Source organism: Bradyrhizobium sp. AUGA SZCCT0431 (genome assembly GCF_018131065.1).
In the GTDB taxonomy this organism is placed as follows: Bacteria; Pseudomonadota; Alphaproteobacteria; order Rhizobiales; family Xanthobacteraceae; genus Bradyrhizobium.
In genome coordinates this window covers 249,585-266,404 of record NZ_JAFCLR010000006.1, presented here as the reverse complement: position 1 = coordinate 266,404, position 16,820 = coordinate 249,585, and the positions used below count along the sequence as shown (strand labels likewise).

At 63.5% G+C, this 16,820-nt stretch carries 14 protein-coding genes; 6 read left to right on the top strand and 8 right to left on the bottom strand.

The annotated features are described in order from the left end of the window. Positions 1-457: 457 nt before the first annotated feature. Positions 458-1,057: a cupin domain-containing protein gene (locus JQ567_RS08020; protein WP_212263674.1), complete on the bottom strand. Its 600-nt coding sequence runs from the start codon at positions 1,055-1,057 to the stop codon at positions 458-460. A 174-nt stretch (positions 1,058-1,231) separates the two neighbouring features. Between JQ567_RS08020 and JQ567_RS08015 the strand changes: the two genes are divergently transcribed. The 6 genes from JQ567_RS08015 to JQ567_RS07990 all read left to right on the top strand — a co-directional run bounded on the left by JQ567_RS08015 (position 1,232) and on the right by JQ567_RS07990 (position 7,866). Next, entirely contained in the window at positions 1,232-1,999 is a 768-nt protein-coding gene (locus JQ567_RS08015) for an ABC transporter substrate-binding protein (protein WP_212438308.1), read from the top strand. 102 nt (positions 2,000-2,101) lie between these two features. Beyond that, positions 2,102-2,755: an amino acid ABC transporter permease gene (locus tag JQ567_RS08010; protein WP_212438307.1), complete on the top strand. Its 654-nt coding sequence runs from the start codon at positions 2,102-2,104 to the stop codon at positions 2,753-2,755. Continuing rightward, complete coding sequence (locus tag JQ567_RS08005) at positions 2,752-3,483, top strand: amino acid ABC transporter ATP-binding protein (protein ID WP_212438306.1); 732 nt, start codon at positions 2,752-2,754, stop codon at positions 3,481-3,483. The genes JQ567_RS08010 and JQ567_RS08005 overlap by 4 nt, the downstream gene beginning before the upstream one ends. A gap of 25 nt (positions 3,484-3,508) precedes the next feature. Continuing rightward, positions 3,509-4,798, top strand: coding sequence for an NAD(P)/FAD-dependent oxidoreductase (locus JQ567_RS08000; RefSeq protein ID WP_409363581.1), 1,290 nt, complete (start codon positions 3,509-3,511; stop codon positions 4,796-4,798). A 4-nt stretch (positions 4,799-4,802) separates the two neighbouring features. Continuing rightward, entirely contained in the window at positions 4,803-5,864 is a 1,062-nt protein-coding gene (locus JQ567_RS07995; protein WP_212438304.1) for a Gfo/Idh/MocA family protein, read from the top strand. 130 nt (positions 5,865-5,994) lie between these two features. Further along, positions 5,995-7,866 (top strand): bifunctional sugar phosphate isomerase/epimerase/4-hydroxyphenylpyruvate dioxygenase family protein, encoded by a 1,872-nt coding sequence (locus JQ567_RS07990; RefSeq protein WP_212438303.1) that lies wholly within the window; start codon positions 5,995-5,997, stop codon positions 7,864-7,866. Positions 7,867-7,872: 6 nt separating this feature from the next. Here the strand turns inward: JQ567_RS07990 and JQ567_RS07985 are convergent, their stop codons facing one another. The 7 genes from JQ567_RS07985 to JQ567_RS07955 are packed head-to-tail and all read right to left on the bottom strand — an operon-like array spanning position 7,873 to position 16,778. Next, entirely contained in the window at positions 7,873-8,601 is a 729-nt protein-coding gene (locus JQ567_RS07985) for an SDR family oxidoreductase (protein ID WP_212438302.1), read from the bottom strand. Between the two features lie 7 nt (positions 8,602-8,608). Then, positions 8,609-10,264, bottom strand: coding sequence for an AMP-binding protein (locus JQ567_RS07980; protein ID WP_212438301.1), 1,656 nt, complete (start codon positions 10,262-10,264; stop codon positions 8,609-8,611). 7 nt (positions 10,265-10,271) lie between these two features. Next, the gene (locus JQ567_RS07975) at positions 10,272-10,754 is read right to left on the bottom strand and encodes an aromatic-ring-hydroxylating dioxygenase subunit beta (protein ID WP_212438300.1); all 483 of its coding nucleotides are present in this window, start codon (positions 10,752-10,754) and stop codon (positions 10,272-10,274) included. A gap of 8 nt (positions 10,755-10,762) precedes the next feature. Beyond that, entirely contained in the window at positions 10,763-12,076 is a 1,314-nt protein-coding gene (locus JQ567_RS07970; protein WP_212438299.1) for an aromatic ring-hydroxylating dioxygenase subunit alpha, read from the bottom strand. Positions 12,077-12,093: 17 nt separating this feature from the next. Beyond that, complete coding sequence (locus tag JQ567_RS07965) at positions 12,094-13,056, bottom strand: PDR/VanB family oxidoreductase (protein WP_212438298.1); 963 nt, start codon at positions 13,054-13,056, stop codon at positions 12,094-12,096. Positions 13,057-13,064: 8 nt separating this feature from the next. Next, positions 13,065-14,615 carry an indolepyruvate oxidoreductase subunit beta family protein gene (locus JQ567_RS07960; protein ID WP_212438297.1) on the bottom strand — a complete coding sequence of 517 codons (1,551 nt, stop codon included), beginning with the start codon at positions 14,613-14,615 and terminating at the stop codon, positions 13,065-13,067. Between the two features lie 12 nt (positions 14,616-14,627). Next, the gene (locus tag JQ567_RS07955; protein WP_212438296.1) at positions 14,628-16,778 is read right to left on the bottom strand and encodes an indolepyruvate ferredoxin oxidoreductase subunit alpha; all 2,151 of its coding nucleotides are present in this window, start codon (positions 16,776-16,778) and stop codon (positions 14,628-14,630) included. Between the last annotated feature and the right edge of the window lie 42 nt (positions 16,779-16,820).

Genomic DNA, 16,820 nt, shown 5'->3' with positions numbered 1-16,820 from the left:
CAGAGGCGTACGGCGAAGGCGCGTGGTCCTGACACCCCGTTGCTGGTGTCAAGTTCCTGAGAGGCCAAAAGCTGATCAGGGGCGACGGTGGCAAGAAAGCCCGTTCACCGGGGAGATCGCGTTATAAGTCGTAAAGCCATTGCGCAGGGAAGGCCGGGTGTTCTCCGCTGCCCTGTATGCTCGTGTGCACTTTGTTTTGTGCAGGCCGCACGCGAGACCGCGGGTGCAGCGCGCACCCGGTCTTCCCTGCGCCCTCTTACGAGAGGGCGGGAAGTTTCTGGCAAAGCTCGGGCGCAATGCGTCGCGAGAATGCGAAACTGTATCCTTGTCGTCCCGGCGAAGGCCGGGACCCATACGCCGCGGCTTCTCGATTTTGAAAGGTCGGAGTTGATACCTTGCGCGATGACTTTGGCCGGTGGTTATGGGTCCCGGCCTTCGCCGGGACGACGGATGGGCCTCATTGCGCCGAAACGCAATTCACCCACAGCACCACCGCCTTGGCCTTGTCGGACGGATTGCTGAAGCGGTGCGGGCGGCGGCTGGCGAAACGGAAACTGTCGCCGGTCTTGAGCGTCCAGCTCTCGGCATCGACGGTGAGTTTCATTTCGCCTTCGAGCACGAGACCGGCTTCCTCGCCGTCATGCGTATACAATTCGTCACCGGTGCTGCCGGCGGGCTCCATGTGGACCAGAAACAGATTGAGACGGCCTTCAGAACCCGACGGGCTGAGCAACTGCTTGGAGATGCCGGTGCGCCACAAATTCAACTCGGCGCGCTGCGGTTCGCGGGTGACGATGGCTTCCGAGCCGCTCCCGGCAGCTTCCTTGGCGCCGAACAGGCCGGCGATCCCGACGCCCAGCACGTCGGCGATGGTCGCCAGCACCCGCAACGAGGGCGAGGAGAGACCGCGTTCGATCTGGCTGAGAAAGCCGATCGACAGATCGGTGCGGGCGGCAATCGTTTCGAGCGACAGCTTGCGGCTTCGCCGCAGGTCGCGGAGGCGCTGCCCGACCGCGACGTCCACCGCCGGTTCGGCCTTGACGGCCTTCTTGCTCATGCGCTTGCCGCCGCTCACGTCAGATCGCGTCCTTCATGTGTATGAAAATCCCGCTTGCGCAATTTCGGGCAATGTGTCCATAATTTCATGGTTATGAAAATAGGCTTGGACGGCGAAACCTGCAACTGGCTTGTTGACGACGCCGCCCGGTGCCCAAACTCGTGAGAGGGTACGATGCTTTTCAAACGTCTCGTTCAGGCCGCGACCGCGGCGCTCGTCCTTGCCGCCGCCACGCCTCTATCGGCGCAGCAGGTGCTCAAGGTCGGCTCGACCCCGACCGGCGTGCCCTTCACCTTCCTCGAAACCAGGACCAACAGCATTCAGGGTGTGATGGTCGATCTGATCACGGAGATCGGCAAGGACGCCGGCTTCCAGGTCCAGATCGAACCGATGCAATTCTCCGCGCTGGTGCCGTCGCTGACGTCGAACAAGATCGACATCATCTCGGCGGCAATGTTCGCCACCGCAGCGCGCAAGGAAGTGATCGATTTCTCGGAGGCCGTCTACACCTATGGCGAGGGTCTCGTGGTGCCGAAGACCGACGCCAAGAACTATGCCTCGCAGGAAGATCTGAAGGGCGAGGTGGTCGGCGCCCAGGTCGGAACGGCCTTCGTCGATGCGTTGAAAAAGACGGGATTGTTCAGCGAGGTCAAGGTCTACGACACCATTCCTGATATTCTGCGTGATGTGAATGCGGGCCGCCTCAAGGCCGGCTTCGCCGACTTCCCGATCCTCGCCTACAATCTGAAGCAGGGCGCGTTTGGCGAAGTCCGTCTGGTGGATTCCTACAAGCCGGTCACGGTGGGCACGGTCTCGATCGGGGTCCGCAAGACCGACCAGGAACTGCTCGGCAAGATCAACGCCTCGCTCGCCAAGCTCAAGGCCAACGGCGCCCTCGACAAGATTCTCGACAAATGGGGTCTGAAGCCCAAAGCTTCCTGATCGAGCCCCTTGATGCAGCCTTAGCGTTTTCGAGCGAAGTGGATACCGGTTCGCGTAAAGAAAACGCGTCAAAAAATAAAGCCGGCAACGCGTGATCAACTGATGCAAAATTTCCTGCGCGATGCCGTCGAGTTCATGCCGATCCTGCTGCAGGGCGTCTGGCTGACGGTCGTCGTCACCATCGGCTCGCTGCTGCTGTCGACCGTTCTGGGCCTGCTATGGGCCCTGATGCGGGTCTCCGGCATTCGGGTCCTGACGGGCCTGAGCGCCGGCCTGATCAACGTGATCCGCGGCATCCCGATCATCGTGCTGCTGTTCTACCTCTATTTCGTGATGCCCGATTTCGGCGTCGCGCTGACGGCGCTGCAGGCCTCGATCATCGGGCTCGGCATCGCCTATTCGGCCTACCAGGCCGAGAATTTCCGTGCCGGCATCGAGGCGATCGACAAGGGGCAGATCGAGGCCGCGCAGACCATCGGGATGGGCTGGTGGCTGACCATGCGCCGCGTGGTGCTGCCGCAGGCGGTCAGGATCGTGCTGCCGCCCTACGGCAACGTCATGATCATGATGCTGAAGGATTCCTCGCAGGCCTCCACCATCACGGTCGCCGAACTGGCATTGCAGGGCAAATTGATCGCGTCCTCGACCTTCAAGAACACCAGCGTGTTCACGCTGGTCGCGCTGATGTACCTCACCATGAGCATCCCGCTGATCCTGCTGGTTCGCCATTTCGAGAACAAGGCGAACCGCAAATGATCGAGCTCAGCAACGTCCATAAGAGCTTTGGTTCCAACGAGGTACTCAAGGGCATTACAGCTTCGGTTGAAAAGAGCGAGGTGGTCTGCATCATCGGTCCGTCAGGCTCCGGCAAGTCGACCATCCTGCGCTGCATCAACGGCCTGGAAAGCTACGATTCCGGCGACATTCTGGTGGAAGGCGCGAAGGTCGATAACAAGGCGCCATCGATCGTGGCGATCCGAACCCAGGTGTCGATGGTGTTCCAGCGCTTCAACCTGTTTCCGCATCGGACCGCGCTGGAGAACGTCGTCGAAGGACCGATCTATGTGAAAAAGGAACCGCCGGCCGAGGCGCTTGAGCGCGGCCGCGCGCTGCTGGCGCAGGTCGGCCTTGCCGAGAAGGCCGACGCCCATCCGGGTCAGCTTTCCGGCGGTCAGCAGCAGCGCGTCGCCATTGCCCGCGCGCTTGCAATGCAGCCCAAGGCGATTCTGTTCGACGAGCCGACCTCCGCGCTCGATCCTGAACTGGTCGGCGAGGTACTCGGCGTCATGCGCAAGCTCGCCGATGACGGCATGACGATGGTCGTGGTCACCCATGAGATGGGCTTTGCCCGGGACGTCGCCGATCGCGTGCTGTTCATCGACGGCGGCGTCATCGTCGAGCAGGGGGCGGCGAAGTCCGTGCTTAACGCGCCGCAGCACGCGCGGACCCAGGATTTCCTGCACCGCGTGCTGCATCCTCTCTGACTCAGACCTGCCGGACCTGATGACCGTGACCCACCATCCCCTTGCCCTGCCGCCGAGCCTCTATGCGGACACCGCCGTTGCGCCGGTCGCGACGCCGCCGCTCGATGTCGACAAGACCGTATCGGTGGCGATCATCGGTGGCGGCTTTGCGGGGCTATCGACCGCGCTGCATCTTGCTGAAGCGGGAACCGACGCGATTGTGCTCGAAGCCCAGCAGCCCGGCTGGGGTGCATCGGGCAATAATGGCGGCCAGCTCAATCCGGGACTGAAACTCGACCCCGATACGATCGAGGCGACGTTCGGCGCGGATCTCGGCCGGCGCATGATCGCGTTCAGCTACAACACGCCGGTATTCACGCTCGATCTGATCCGCCGTCTCGGGATACCCTGCGAGGCGCGGCAGAACGGCACCTTGCGCGCCGCCTATCATCCGTCCAGCACCGCGGGGGTCGAAACCACCGCCGAGCAATGCATCCGGCGCGGCATGCCGGTCACGGTACTCGGCCGCGACGCCGTCCGCGAAGCGACCGGGACCGACCGATATCTGCTGGCGATGCGGGACGCGCGCGGCGGCGACGTGCAGCCGTTGAGCTACGCGCGCGGTCTTGCGCGGGCGGCGATGGCTGCCGGTGCTGCCGTTCACGGCGAGAGCCCGGCGACCTCGCTGCGGCGCGAGGGCGGACGATGGCGCATTGAAACCCCGCGCGCGGTGGTCCAGGCCGAAAAAGTCCTGATCGCCACCAACGGCTTTACCGATGATCTCTGGCCCGACCTGCGCCGCACCGTCGTGCCGGTGTTCAGCTCGATCGCCGCGACCGAGCCTTTGCCTGATGAGGTCGCGCGAAAAATCATGCCGACGCGGTCGGTGCTGTACGAAAGCGGGCATATCACCGTCTATTATCGCATCGATGCGTCGAACCGCCTGCTGATGGGTGGCCGCGGCCCGATGCAATGGATCAAGGATCCGGCGCCTGTCTCATACCTCATGCGTTACGCGGAACGGCTTTGGCCTGGAATCTGCGGCGCGCGCTGGACGCACGGCTGGAACAGCCGCCTCGCCATGACGCCGGATCACTACCCGCATGTGCACGAACCCGGTGCGGGCGCGCTGGCCTATCTCGGCTGCAATGGCCGCGGCGTCGCGCTTGCCACCGCGATGGGGCAACAATTGGCGAAACGGCTGATCGGCGGTGAGAAGGCCGAGATCGATATGCCGATTACCGGCTTGAAACCCATTCGTTTTCACGCATTGTGGCCGGTGGCGGTCAAGAGCGTGGTGATGACGGGCCGGATCCGCGATCGCCTGGGATTATAGCGAGATGAAGAATATCACGATCGGCGTGATCGGCGCCGGGCTGATCGGGCGCAAGCATCTGCGCAAGCTCGCCGAGCGGCACGACTACGAGCTCGTCGGCATCGCGGACGTGAATGTCGATGCGGTCTCCGCCGAGCACCCCAGGACGCGCATTTTCGCGGATTATCGTCAGCTGCTGGACGAAGCACGGCCGGAAGCCGTGATCATCGCTTCCCCCAACCAGCTTCATGCCGAGAACGGCATCGAATGCGCCCGGCGGGGCATTCACATCCTGATCGAGAAGCCGGTCACCGATACGCTCGAGACGGCGGCCACATTGATTACGGAAGTACGGAAGGGCGGTGTCAAATCGCTGGTCGGACATCACCGCCGCCATCATTTGCCGGTCAAGACGCTGCAAGCGCTGCTGCGGGATGGCCGGATCGGGGATGTCGTCGGCGTATCGGCGATCTGGGCGACGCATAAGCCGGCGGATTACTTCAAGATCGCGCCGTGGCGGAGTGAGGCCGGCGGCGGCCCGATCCTGATCAACCTGATCCATGAGATCGATTTCCTGCGCTACACCGTCGGCGAAATCGTTGCCGTCGAAGCCATCGCGTCGAATCGCCAGCGCGGCTTTGCGGTCGAGGATAGCGCCGCCGCGCTGATCGAATTCGCCAATGGCGCGCTCGGCACCTTTTTCATCAGCGACAGCGCCGTCTCTCCCTGGACGACGGAGCAGGGTCTGGGTGAGGCGCCGGAATTCCCGTTCAGCGGCGAAAGCAGCTACCGCTTCATGGGCCGTCGAGGTGCGATCGAGTTTCCGGAGCTCGTCCAATGGACGCAGGCGGGCGACGCGCAGGACTGGAACAAGCCGATCCAGGCCCAGCGCCTCCACGCGCCAACGATTGATCCCTATGTCGCCCAGCTCGATCATTTCCGCGACATTATCCGCGGCACCGCTTCCTCATTGCAGCCGGTCGAGGATGGCGCGCGGTCCTTGCTCGCAACGCTTGCGATCGCCGAGGCGGCCACCGCCGGGCGGCGCATCGACTTGCGGGACCGGTATGCGGCGCTTTCGCCATAGGTCCGCTGAGAATCAGTGAAAGTTATCGGAGACCAGAGATAACAATTGGTCCAAATGGTTGAAAAAGAAGATGCTTTAGCTCTATCGTGCGGCCCTCGGGACGCGCCTGGGACCTTCCGGAGCTAATCGCATGACCAAACGCTCGATCGCCACGGTTTCGCTGAGCGGCTCGCTCGACGAAAAGCTGCGCGCCATCGCCGGCGCCGGCTTCGATGCCGTCGAGATTTTCGAGAATGACCTGCTGACGTTCAACGGCAGCCCGCGCGACGTCGGGCAGCTCTGCCGCGACCTCGGCCTTTCAATTTGCGCGTTCCAGCCGTTCCGCGATTTCGAGGGCATGCCCGAACCGCAGCGCGCCCGCAACTTCGCGCGCGCGGCGCACAAGTTTGACCTGATGCAGGAATTGGGGACCGACTTGCTGCTGATCTGCAGCAATGTTTCACCCGCGTCCCTTGGGGGAATCGACCGCGCCGCCGCGGATTTCCGTGCGCTTGGCGAACTCGCGGCTTCGCACGGCCTGCGCGTCGGTTTCGAGGCGCTGGCCTGGGGGCGCCACGTCAATGACTATCGCGACGCCTGGGAAATCGTGCGCCGCGCCGATCACAAGTCGATCGGGATCATTCTCGACAGTTTCCACGCGCTGGCGCCGGGATTTCCGGTCAGCGCTATCCACTCGATCCCGGCGGACAGGATCTTCCTGGTGCAGCTTGCCGACGCGCCGAAGCTTGGTCTCGACGTATTGTCCTGGAGCCGGCACTTCCGTTGCTTCCCGGGGCAGGGCGACCTGCCGGTGGGGGCCTTCATGGACGCGGTGGCCGCGACCGGATACAGCGGCCCGCTGTCGCTGGAAATATTCAACGATCAGTTTCGTTCCGGCTCGCCGGTCCGCACTGCCACCGACGGGTTGCGTTCGCTGATCTTGCTGGAGGATGAGCTGGCCAAGAGTTCGCCCAAAGCATCGGCGCCGAGGCTGCAGCCCAAAGCGCAGAGCCGCGGCGTCGGCTTCGTCGAATTCGCCCTCGATGAAGCCAAAGCGAGGAACCTGTCGGCGCTGTTCGGCCAACTCGGCTTTCGCAAGACCGGTTCCCACCGCAGCAAGGATGTCGAACGCTGGTCACAGGGCCATATCGAGCTGGTCATCAATTGCGAACCGGACGGCTTTGCTCATTCGCATTACGTCACGCACGGCCCGGGCGTCTGCGCCATCGCGATCGACATCGATGACGCCGGGAAAACCATGGCCCGCGCGGAAGCGCTGAAGGCGCACACGTTCTACCAGCCGGTTGGGCCCGGTGAGCTCGAGATCCCCGCGATCCGGGGCGTCGGCGGCAGCCTGCTGTATTTTCTGGAGGCGGCGGGCAAGAACTGGGACACCGATTTCGAAGCGTTGCGCAGCGATGCCGCGAGCGACCGTCTCGACGCGGTCGACCATATCTCGCAGTCGATGCCTTATGACGAGATGCTGTCCTGGCTGTTGTTCTACACCGGCATACTCGATCTGCAGCGCCTGCCGCAGATGGAGATCGCCGATCCGGTCGGGCTGGTGCAGAGCCAGGCGCTGATCAACGGCAATCAGGGCTTGCGCGTGATCCTGAACGGCTCGTCGGCGACGCGGACGCTGTCGGCCCGATTCATCAACGAATTCTTCGGCTCCGGGGTTCAGCATATCGCATTTTCATGCCGCGATATTTTCACGGCTGTCGCGGACATGCGCTCGCGGGGCGCGGATTTCCTGAAGATTCCGGACAATTATTACGACGATATCGAAGCCAAATACGATCTCGATGCCGCGACGATGACAGCCCTGCGCGACAACCAGATTCTGTACGATCGCGAAGGCGACGGCGAATTCTTCCAGGTCTACACCCACACCTTCGATGACCGATTCTTCTTCGAGATCGTCCAGCGGCGGGATTATCAAGGATTTGGTGCCGCCAATGCCGCGGTTCGCCTTGCGGCGCAGACGCGGGAGTCGCGGCCCTTGACCATTCCCCGCGCGTGAAAAAATCTAGAGCGCGATTGATCCGATGCTGGCGCCACCGCAAACATAGAGCGCCTGGCCGGTGATGAAATCGGCATCGCGGCTCGAGAAGAACATCACGGCGCGCGCCACGTCGCTCGGCCGGCCGATGCGGCCGACCGGAATCGAGCGGGCGAGTTGATCGACCTTCGGGCTGCCCTGCGGAATGACTTCGTGGAACATGTCGGTCTCGACCGGTCCCGGAGCGACCACATTGACCGTGATGCCGTGCGCCGCGGTCTCCAGCGCCCAGGTCCGCGCCATGCCGAACATGCCGGATTTCGTAGCCGAATAGGCGGTACGCGTGGCGGCGCCAAGCGCGGCGCGCGAGGCGATCAGAACGATACGTCCGAAATGCCGTTGCTTCATGCCGGGCAATGCGGCCTGCACCAGCGTCAGCGCCGCGCCGAGATGAAGCTGACTGAGCGCTGCGATGTCGTCCACCGTCGCCTGCTCGATCAGGTTGGGCCGGATGATCCCGGCATTGTGAACGATGTGTGAAACTTCATGCCGTTCAGCTACAACCCGGGCAGCATCCGCCGTCGCCTTCGGATCGAACAGATCCACCAGAACCGGCTCCAGCCGTGCATGCGACCAATCCGGCAGGCGCCGGTCGAGCGAGATGATTTGGTGACCGGCCGCAAGCATCGCCTCGGCGATGGCCCGGCCGATGCCGCCGCTGGCGCCGGTGATGATGGCAACGTTGCGCTCGCTCATGATTCCCTCATCCGGCCTTCTGCACCGGCCGCTTCTTCAGCGCCCGTGTATCGATGCACTGATCAGAACCGATCGTCGCAGCAACCAACTCCTTGAGCGCGCCGCGCTGGATTTTCTGCGTCGAGGTCAGCGGCAGCGCCGGCACGAACGCGACATAGCCGGGCGCCTTGTAATAGGCGAGGCGGCTCAAGCTCCATGCGACGAGATCGGCCGCGATCTTGCTGCGCGATGCCGCGGAGTCCGGGGAGGCTCCCTCGCTCACCACGCAGGCGTAGACCTCGTCGCCGCGCACCGGGTCCGGGGCAGGCGCCACCGCAACCTGCCTCACAGCCGGGTGCTGCATCAGCACGCTCTCGACTTCGACCGCCGAGATATTTTCGCCGGAGCGGCGGATCACGTTCTTCTTGCGGTCGACGAAATGAAACGCCCCATCCGGCCCACGCCGCGCCACGTCGCCGGTGTGAAACCAGCCGCCATCCCAGGCCTCCGCGGTGGCTTCCGCGTCCTTGAGATATTCGCGGAAGAAACCGTAGCGCGGCGCTGCGCCGGCATGGCGCACCAGAAGTTCGCCGGGCTCGTCGACACCGGCGTCAGCGCCAGTATCGGTAACGATGCGAGCCTCGAGTTCGGATCCGAGGCGGCCGAAGCAGCTTGTGCCGGTGTGGCGCGGCTCCTGGGAGGCGACGACGACGGCGCCGGCTCCGGTTTCGGTCATGGCCCAGGCCTCGACCAGCGGAAAGCCGAACCGCGCTTCGAACGGATCGTGCAGCGCCTTGTCGACACCGGCGCCAAAACCGAAGCGCACGCCATGGCGCTTGTCGTCGGCGCCTTCGGGCGCGCCCATCAGCATCGGCGGCATCACGCCGAGATAATGCACGATGGTGGCGCGGCTGTCCCTGACGCTGGCCCACCAGCTCTTGGGGTGGAAACGGTCGAGCACGATCAGGCAGCCGCCGGTGGTCACCATCGCCATCGCGGAATAGGCCATCGCATTCATGTGGAACACCGGCAGCGGCGTCAGCATCCGCTCGGAGCCATGGTTCAGCGCGATCAAGCCGCCGACCGTGGCGTACCAATGTCCGGCATAGAGAAAATATTCGTTCGGCAGCACGCAGCCTTTGGGCCGGCCGGTGGTGCCTGATGTGTAGAGCAGGGCGCACTCGCTGTCGCGATCGGGTGCGCCGGGCTGCGGCGCCGGGGCGTGGATCGCCGCCGGTTCGTCATCCGGCCCGACGACAGGAATGTCGCGCCCGATCGCCTTGGCTGCGGCAGCGACATCGTCCTGACGCGATGCAATCACGACCGCCGCGACGATCTCGGAATGGCCGATCAGATATTCCAGTTCGGCTGCGCGCATGTCCGGATTGATGGGCACCAGCGACACGCCGAGCGCATTGAGCGCAAACCAATGCAGGAAGAAGCCGGTTCGATTCTCCATGAGGATGCCGACCCGATGACAGCGGCCATAGCCCTTGACACGATAGGCGTCGGTCAGCGCCGCTATCCGCGCGAACGCCTCGCCATAGCTGATCTCGCCGGCCGCGGTGCCATAGGCCCGCGCCGTCTCGGGCAGCACCGCGAGAAATGGGTTGTCGCCATGGCTCGCCGCGGCGCGCGCGAAAGCCTCAAAGACGGTTGCCGGAGCCTCGATCGGGAGCTGCATCACCGTCTCACATGAACAGCTGGATGTTGCCGAAGGCGGCATCGCAATTGACGATATCGACCCGCTTCAGCTTGATCTGGAGCGCGCCGTCGATCACGGCCAAGGTGTGAGTCGCCCAGGCGGCGTAAAGATCCTGCTGATCGAGGCGGGTCTCGATATAATGCATCGGCGTCCAGGTGACGTATTCGTTGGCTGCTTCGTTGCGGCTGTCGACCTGCGGCGTCTGCAGAACATGATGACAGCGGCTCTTGGGCTTCTGCGAAAAGGTGCGGTTGCCCTTGAGCCGCTCGACGCGGATCTTGAGCAGCAGTTTGTCCTCGTACATCAGCGACGTCGTCAGCCGCGGATCGGTCTGACCCCATTCGAGCGGCATCCAGTAGAAGCCGTCTTCGGCGAACAGATCGAGCCATTCCTCAAACCGGTGCTGGTCGATCAACCGGGTTTCGCGAATGACGAAATCGATCAGTTGCTGGTCGGTGGGCGCGGTCATGGCAGCACTCACATCGACATCGTCATGAACTTCGACCAGGCGCGGAACTGGTTCCGCATCTGCCATTCGGTGGTGCCGTTGGTGACGGCGGTCGTGTCCGGGATTTCGGAGGGGTCGTAGAGCCGCTGCAGGTTGACCCATTGGTTGGCGTCGACATGCAGGCCTTCCTGCGCGCGCTCGTACATTTCGAGGTCGTCATGGCCGACGACGGAGGTCGGCGCGTTGATCAGCCGGTTGTACATCAGGGTGCGTTCCAGCAGCATGTCGGGTGCGTCGACGAGGCGGAAGGTCCAGCTTTCCACCAGCGTCTTGTTGGCCGCGATCGGCTTGAACACGCGCACCAGCTGGATCGGTCCCTTGATCATGATGTTGGGGAAATACACCGTGTTGTGGCGGTTCTCGTTGAGGATCGCCTTGGCGCGTTCCTCGCCATGGGCTGCCGTCATCTTCTCGAAATAGCCGGGCACCGCCGAATAGTCGGAATGGATCGAGTGGTGCACGCCGGTATGGCCGTGACCATTGGGCCAGACGCGGATGCCCATGTTTTCGAAGAATTCGTAGGGCGCCATGAAGGGTGCGTAGATCTCCACCGCCATCGGCTTCTTGGCGCCGGGCGGGGCATTCTTCCATACCTCGATCGCGGTGCCGGCCGAAGATTCATGCGCGACCATGGGATGGCAGGTGTCGGTCTGGTTCTCGACCAGCATTTTCCAATTGCAATTGTGCATGTAGCGCAGCACGCCACCGGCGACTTCGAGCCGGCCGGCCGGTGAACGGTCGACCATGTTGTCAAAGCTCGACAGGCTGTCGCCGAAAAATTCCTCGAAGCCGGGGCCGACGTCGTTGAGCTTGGCGAATACGAAGCCGCGATAATTGTGCACGTGTTTGACGGGGCTCATGCCGCGGCCGGCGTGGCTCTGCTCGACGCCGGTGTTCTCATAGCCCTTCTTCAGGGGGATCGCGAGCAGCGAACCGTCGGTCTTGAAGCTCCAGGCGTGATAGGGACAGCGGAAGAATTTTCCGGTGTTGCCGCAGGATTCGGTGGTGATGCGGGTGCCTTTGTGAGGGCAGCGATTGTGCAGCACCTTCACGGTGTTGTCGGTGTGGCGCACCATCAGGATCGGCTGGGTGCCGATGGTCGTGCCGTAATAGTCGCCCGGTTTCGCCACCTGGCTGTCATGGCCGACATAGGCCCAGGTGTTGGCGAAGACATGCTCCATTTCGAGCTGGAACACCTCTTCGTCGATATAGACGTCGCGATGCACCTCGGTCTCGCGCACGAGGCCCTTGATTGCTTCGAGATTTCCGCGATATCTGGCCATCAACACCTCCTCAGGAATCAAAGATCGAGCACGAGCCGCGGGCTTTTCGACCGCGAGACGCAGATTTGCATGACCTTGCCATCGGCCTTTTCGGTATCGGTCAGGATATAGTCGCGATGGTCGGGCGTGCCTTCGATGACGCTGACCTGGCAGATGCCGCAATCGCCGCGCTGGCAATCATGCATGGGATCTTCACCCGCTTCGATCAGCACGGTGAGAATGGTCTTGTCCGGCGGAATAAGGAAGGTCTTGCCGGAATTGTTCAGCACTACTTCGAAGGGCTGGTCACCGGCGAGGGGGACGGCGGTGGCAAAAATCTCGAACCGCAGGCGGCCGCCGGACCAGCCGAGGTCTTTGGCGCTCTGGATCGCGGTATCGATCATCGGCTTGGGCCCGCAAACGTACAGTGGTTCATCATCGGTGAGCGAGATCATCAGGCGCTTCACGTCGAAGATGCCGCTGGCGTCATCGGTGTGAACGCTCAAATGTTCGCCGCACAGCGCCTCGCTTTCGCTGAGAAAGGCGAGCTGGTCGCGCGAGCGGCCGGCATAGATGAAGCGGTAGGGATGCTTGCTGGCGGTGAGCGTCGTTGCCATCGAGAGTACGGGCGTCACCCCGATGCCGCCGGCAAGAAGCACGATCGGTTTCGACGCCGGCTCCAGCGGAAAATTATTCCGGGGTGCGGTGACCGAAAGGACGTCGCCGACCTTGAGCGCATGCATGAATTGGGAGCCACCCTGGCTTGGTTGCTCCAGCCGCACGCCGAGACGGTAGGCGTGCGGGCGCGTGGTCGCTGCCGGATCGAGCGAGGTGTTGATCAGCGAGTAGGAGCGTTCGCTGCCGTCGGGCAGGCGTATTTTGACATGCGCGCCGGCCTCCCAGGAGGGCAGCGGCTCGGCGTGCGGACGGGCGAGCTTGATCGAGCGGATCAATGCGGTTTCCGCGTGGATATCGGTCACGGCGAGGTCGAACTGGTCCATCGTATCAATCACAGAAATGTTTCAACCGTGGCAAGCGCGCCGTCGAGCGCCTTACCCTCTTCATCGGCGAGGGCGGCCTTGCAAAGGCGGCGCAGCCATTGCGCACCATCCGCGCGACCGGCAAGACGCGGTGCAACCGCAATCACCCTGTCGAATTTCGAGGCGCCGCGCGCGTGGGTGTCGGAATAGCCCTTCACCAGCCGGCGTGTTTCAAGAATGGCGACGGCGAGTTCGTAATCTGTTGGCGCAGTGTTGCGGGCGAGATTGAGCCAGGCGTCGCGATGGGCGACTTCGCGCTTATGACGCAGCGTGCCGCGGCGAAAGCGTTTCAGGCCACCCAGCACATACAGCGGCAAGAACCAGCGCACCGTGCCGGTCTGCACGCGTCGCCCGCGATTGACCACGCGATCGAGCTTCTTGCACAGGCCAGACTTGCCTTCGAGCCACAGGCCAAGGCCCGCGGGAAGCGTACCCAAAACTTCCTCCATGCGCGGATGCATGAATTCGGTGGTGTAGACGAGCTGGTCGGGCTTTGCGAGAACCTCGCCGCGGACGCGTTCGAACCGGCTTGCGCGGGTCTTGAGGTCGGCAACGCGGATGACGTCGTCATAGGCCATGGCCACGGCGACATGTTTTGCCGCCGCCCGCGTCAACGCAGGACCGCTACCGCGTTCCAGACGCATAAAGCCTGCGACGAGATCGAGGTATTCCCGGCCATAGCCGACGTCCTGAAAATCGACGACCTTGCGCAAGCCTGCGGCGATGATGCCGTGCAGGGACGCGGGGAAGGTCGTGCTTGCGTCGGTGACGAGCGCATCGAAGGCGGTATCGCCGATCGGTGCGAGCGTTGGGTAGAGCTTGCCGGCCGAAGCCGGCTTGGGCGGCGCGGGCGGCGTCGCCGACGCGGCATCCGCCTGCGTGTGCTCAAAACCCGCCGCGAACGCGCGCAGGCTCGGTTCGATGCCGATGCCGGCGGCGCGGATGGTCGCTTCATAAGCTTCGCGGCCAAACGGCAGGGCGCCGCTGCCTGCGAGCGCACCGAACAGCACCGCCGAGATGGCGCTGCCGGTGCTGTCTGCGAGCACGGCCATGTCGAAGGCGACAAAACGTTTCGCGGCGGCCTCTGCGGCCTCATAGACCTTGCTGGAATCGCTGATGCCGTCGCCGGGCACCAGCTTCTCCTGGACCGCGAAGGAACGATGCGACGAGGCGATCAGTGTGGTCTTGTCGGGTGTGACGAGGCCGCGCTGGATGGCGCGGCCGGCTTCCATCAGTTCGGCGCCGACCACGACGTCGACTTCGCCGGGAACCGGCATCAGCGACAGCACCGGGTAGGCGGCATCCGGGCGGGCAGGGATCATCTCGACATAATAGATGGTTGCGCCGGTGCGCTGGGCGACACCGGGCACCGAGGTGGACTGCGCGATCCAGTTCTGGCTTTCCGCCAGCGCCACGATCCAGTCGACCAGCACGCCGCCGCCCTGGCCGCCCATCGCGAGCACGGCGATCGAAAGCGGTCGGGTCAGGTCGATGGCGGGGGGCTGCAGCATGATGTTCATCCGGTCATGCCCTCAAACCAACGCGAGACGGCGGCGGTCGCGGCGTCGCTGCAGGAAGCCGATGATGCCGCCGCGCAGCTTTGCCATGAACTGGTCGAAGCCGGTCGGGTTGTGGATGATGTCGGCGCGGTAGAATGACGGGCACAGTACGGCGGCCTCCGCCACCTCACCGCAATTGCCGCAGCCGACGCAGCTATTGTCGATCGCCGCGACCGGATCGTCCTTCAGGGGATCGTCGGTGTGCTTCACCGAAAGCGAGGGGCAGCCGGACAGCCGGATGCAGGCATGGTCGCCGGTGCAGACGTCCTCATCGACACCAAAGCGCTCGCGCACGACGCGCTCGCCACCCTTCACCGCCTTGTTGAACAGCGGCTTGATCCGGCGTTGCTTGTTCAGCATGCATTCGGACGAGGCGACGATGATCTTCGGTCCCTTGTCGGTGCTTGTGAGCGCTTCCTTCAACGTGTCGCGCATCTTGGCGACATCATAGGTCCGGTCGATCTGGCGCACCCATTTGGCGCCGATGCCTTTCACCGCCTCGGTGATCGGGTGGTTGGTCGAGCGCGATTTGTTGTCGGCGCGGGACGACAGGATGTCCTGGCCGCCGGTGGCCGCGGAGTAATGATTGTCGACAACAAGTATGACGCCGTCCTGCTGGTTGTAGACCGCATTGCCGATGCCGCTGGTCAGGCCGTTGTGCCAGAAGCCGCCGTCGCCCATGATAGCGATCGAACGCTTGTCTGCCTTCACGTTAAACGCGGACGCCGAGGCCGGGCCGAGGCCATAGCCCATCGTCGTCGCCCCGATGTTGAACGGCGGCAGGATCGAGAACAAATGGCAGCCGATATCGGCCGCGACATGATGCGGCCCAAGGTCCTTTTCCACGAGTTTCATCGCGGCGAAGATCGGCCGCTCCGGGCAGCCGGTGCAGAAGCCGGCGGGACGCGCCGGCACCACTTCGGCCAAGGCCTTGACCTTGTCGTGGGCGAGGATCGATGGGTCGTTCGGGGCGCGGATTCGATCCGGCAGCGCGCCGGGCGCGGCAGCGGTGAGAAAGTTGCGAAGCCCCGCCGCCATCACGGCTGCGGTATATTCGCCGCCGATCGGCAACTCGCCCTTGCCGTAGATCTTGGTCGGGACATCGGCCTTTCGCAGCACCTTGTGCAGGGCCTGTTCGATGTAATCAGGCTGGCCTTCTTCAACCATCAGCACCGCGCGCTTGGATTGGCAGAAGTCGATCAGCTCATCGTCGATCAAGGGATAGGTCACGTTCATGACGTAGAGCGGAATGCGGGTGTTGCCCCAGACGTCCGCCAGGCCAAGGCCTTGCAGCGCGCGGATCACGCCATTGTACATGCCGCCTTGCAGGATGATGCCGACGTCGTCGATGTCGCCCTCGAACACCTCGTTGAGCTTGCGCTCTTTTATGAAGGAAATCGCGGCCGGCCAGCGCTGTTCGATCTTTTCCTTCTCGTGCATGTAGGAGGCCGGCGGCAGCACGATGCGGTTGGTGTCGCGGCGCGGATTTTCCAGCGCCTGCGCCATCGTGAATGCCGGGCGCTTGTTGTCCTTGGCGGCGAAGCGGCCATGCACATGGCAGGAACGGATGCGCACTTCGAGCATCACGGGCGTGTTGGTCGCTTCCGACAGCTCAAATCCGTCCTCGACCGCTTTCACGATGGATTCGAGGTTGGGGCGGGGATCGAGCAGCCAGATCTGGGACTTCATCGCAAAGGCGTGGCTGCGTTCCTGCATGATGGAGGAGCCTTCGCCGTAATCTTCGCCGATCACGATCAATGCGCCGCCCGTGACGCCGCCGGAGGCGAGATTGGAGAGCGCGTCGGAGGCGACGTTGGTGCCGGCGGTCGATTTCCAGGTCACCGCGCCGCGGATCGGGTACATCACGGAGGCCGAAAGCATCGCGGCCGCCGCTGCCTCGTTCGCCGAGGTTTCGAAGTGCACGCCGAGGTCGCCGAGAATGTCCTGCGCATCGGCCAGCACGTCCATCAGATGCGAAATCGGCGCGCCCTGATAGCCGCCAACATAGCCGACGCCGGATTGCAGCAGCGCCTTGGTGATGGCCAGAATCCCTTCGCCGTGGAAGACATCCCCGTTGCCTAGTTTGAGGTCCTGGACCTCACGGGCGAAAGAGCGTTCAGCCATGACGCATTTCCTTCGGCTTGGGCGATGGCGGCGAGCCGCGCC

Excerpts from the sequence above, each read along its gene's own strand:
- JQ567_RS07955 (WP_212438296.1), bottom strand. The coding sequence starts at position 16,778 with ATGGCTGAACGCTCTTTCGCCCGTGAGGTCCAGGACCTCAAACTAGGC.
- JQ567_RS07965 (WP_212438298.1), bottom strand. The coding sequence starts at position 13,056 with ATGGACCAGTTCGACCTCGCCGTGACCGATATCCACGCGGAAACCGCA.
- JQ567_RS07975 (WP_212438300.1), bottom strand. The coding sequence starts at position 10,754 with ATGACCGCGCCCACCGACCAGCAACTGATCGATTTCGTCATTCGCGAA.
- JQ567_RS07970 (WP_212438299.1), bottom strand. The coding sequence starts at position 12,076 with ATGGCCAGATATCGCGGAAATCTCGAAGCAATCAAGGGCCTCGTGCGC.
- JQ567_RS08010 (WP_212438307.1), top strand. The coding sequence starts at position 2,102 with ATGCAAAATTTCCTGCGCGATGCCGTCGAGTTCATGCCGATCCTGCTG.
- JQ567_RS07980 (WP_212438301.1), bottom strand. The coding sequence starts at position 10,264 with ATGCAGCTCCCGATCGAGGCTCCGGCAACCGTCTTTGAGGCTTTCGCG.
- JQ567_RS07990 (WP_212438303.1), top strand. The coding sequence starts at position 5,995 with ATGACCAAACGCTCGATCGCCACGGTTTCGCTGAGCGGCTCGCTCGAC.
- JQ567_RS08005 (WP_212438306.1), top strand. The coding sequence starts at position 2,752 with ATGATCGAGCTCAGCAACGTCCATAAGAGCTTTGGTTCCAACGAGGTA.
- JQ567_RS08020 (WP_212263674.1), bottom strand. The coding sequence starts at position 1,057 with ATGAGCAAGAAGGCCGTCAAGGCCGAACCGGCGGTGGACGTCGCGGTC.
- JQ567_RS08015 (WP_212438308.1), top strand. The coding sequence starts at position 1,232 with ATGCTTTTCAAACGTCTCGTTCAGGCCGCGACCGCGGCGCTCGTCCTT.
- JQ567_RS07995 (WP_212438304.1), top strand. The coding sequence starts at position 4,803 with ATGAAGAATATCACGATCGGCGTGATCGGCGCCGGGCTGATCGGGCGC.
- JQ567_RS07960 (WP_212438297.1), bottom strand. The coding sequence starts at position 14,615 with ATGAACATCATGCTGCAGCCCCCCGCCATCGACCTGACCCGACCGCTT.
- JQ567_RS07985 (WP_212438302.1), bottom strand. The coding sequence starts at position 8,601 with ATGAGCGAGCGCAACGTTGCCATCATCACCGGCGCCAGCGGCGGCATC.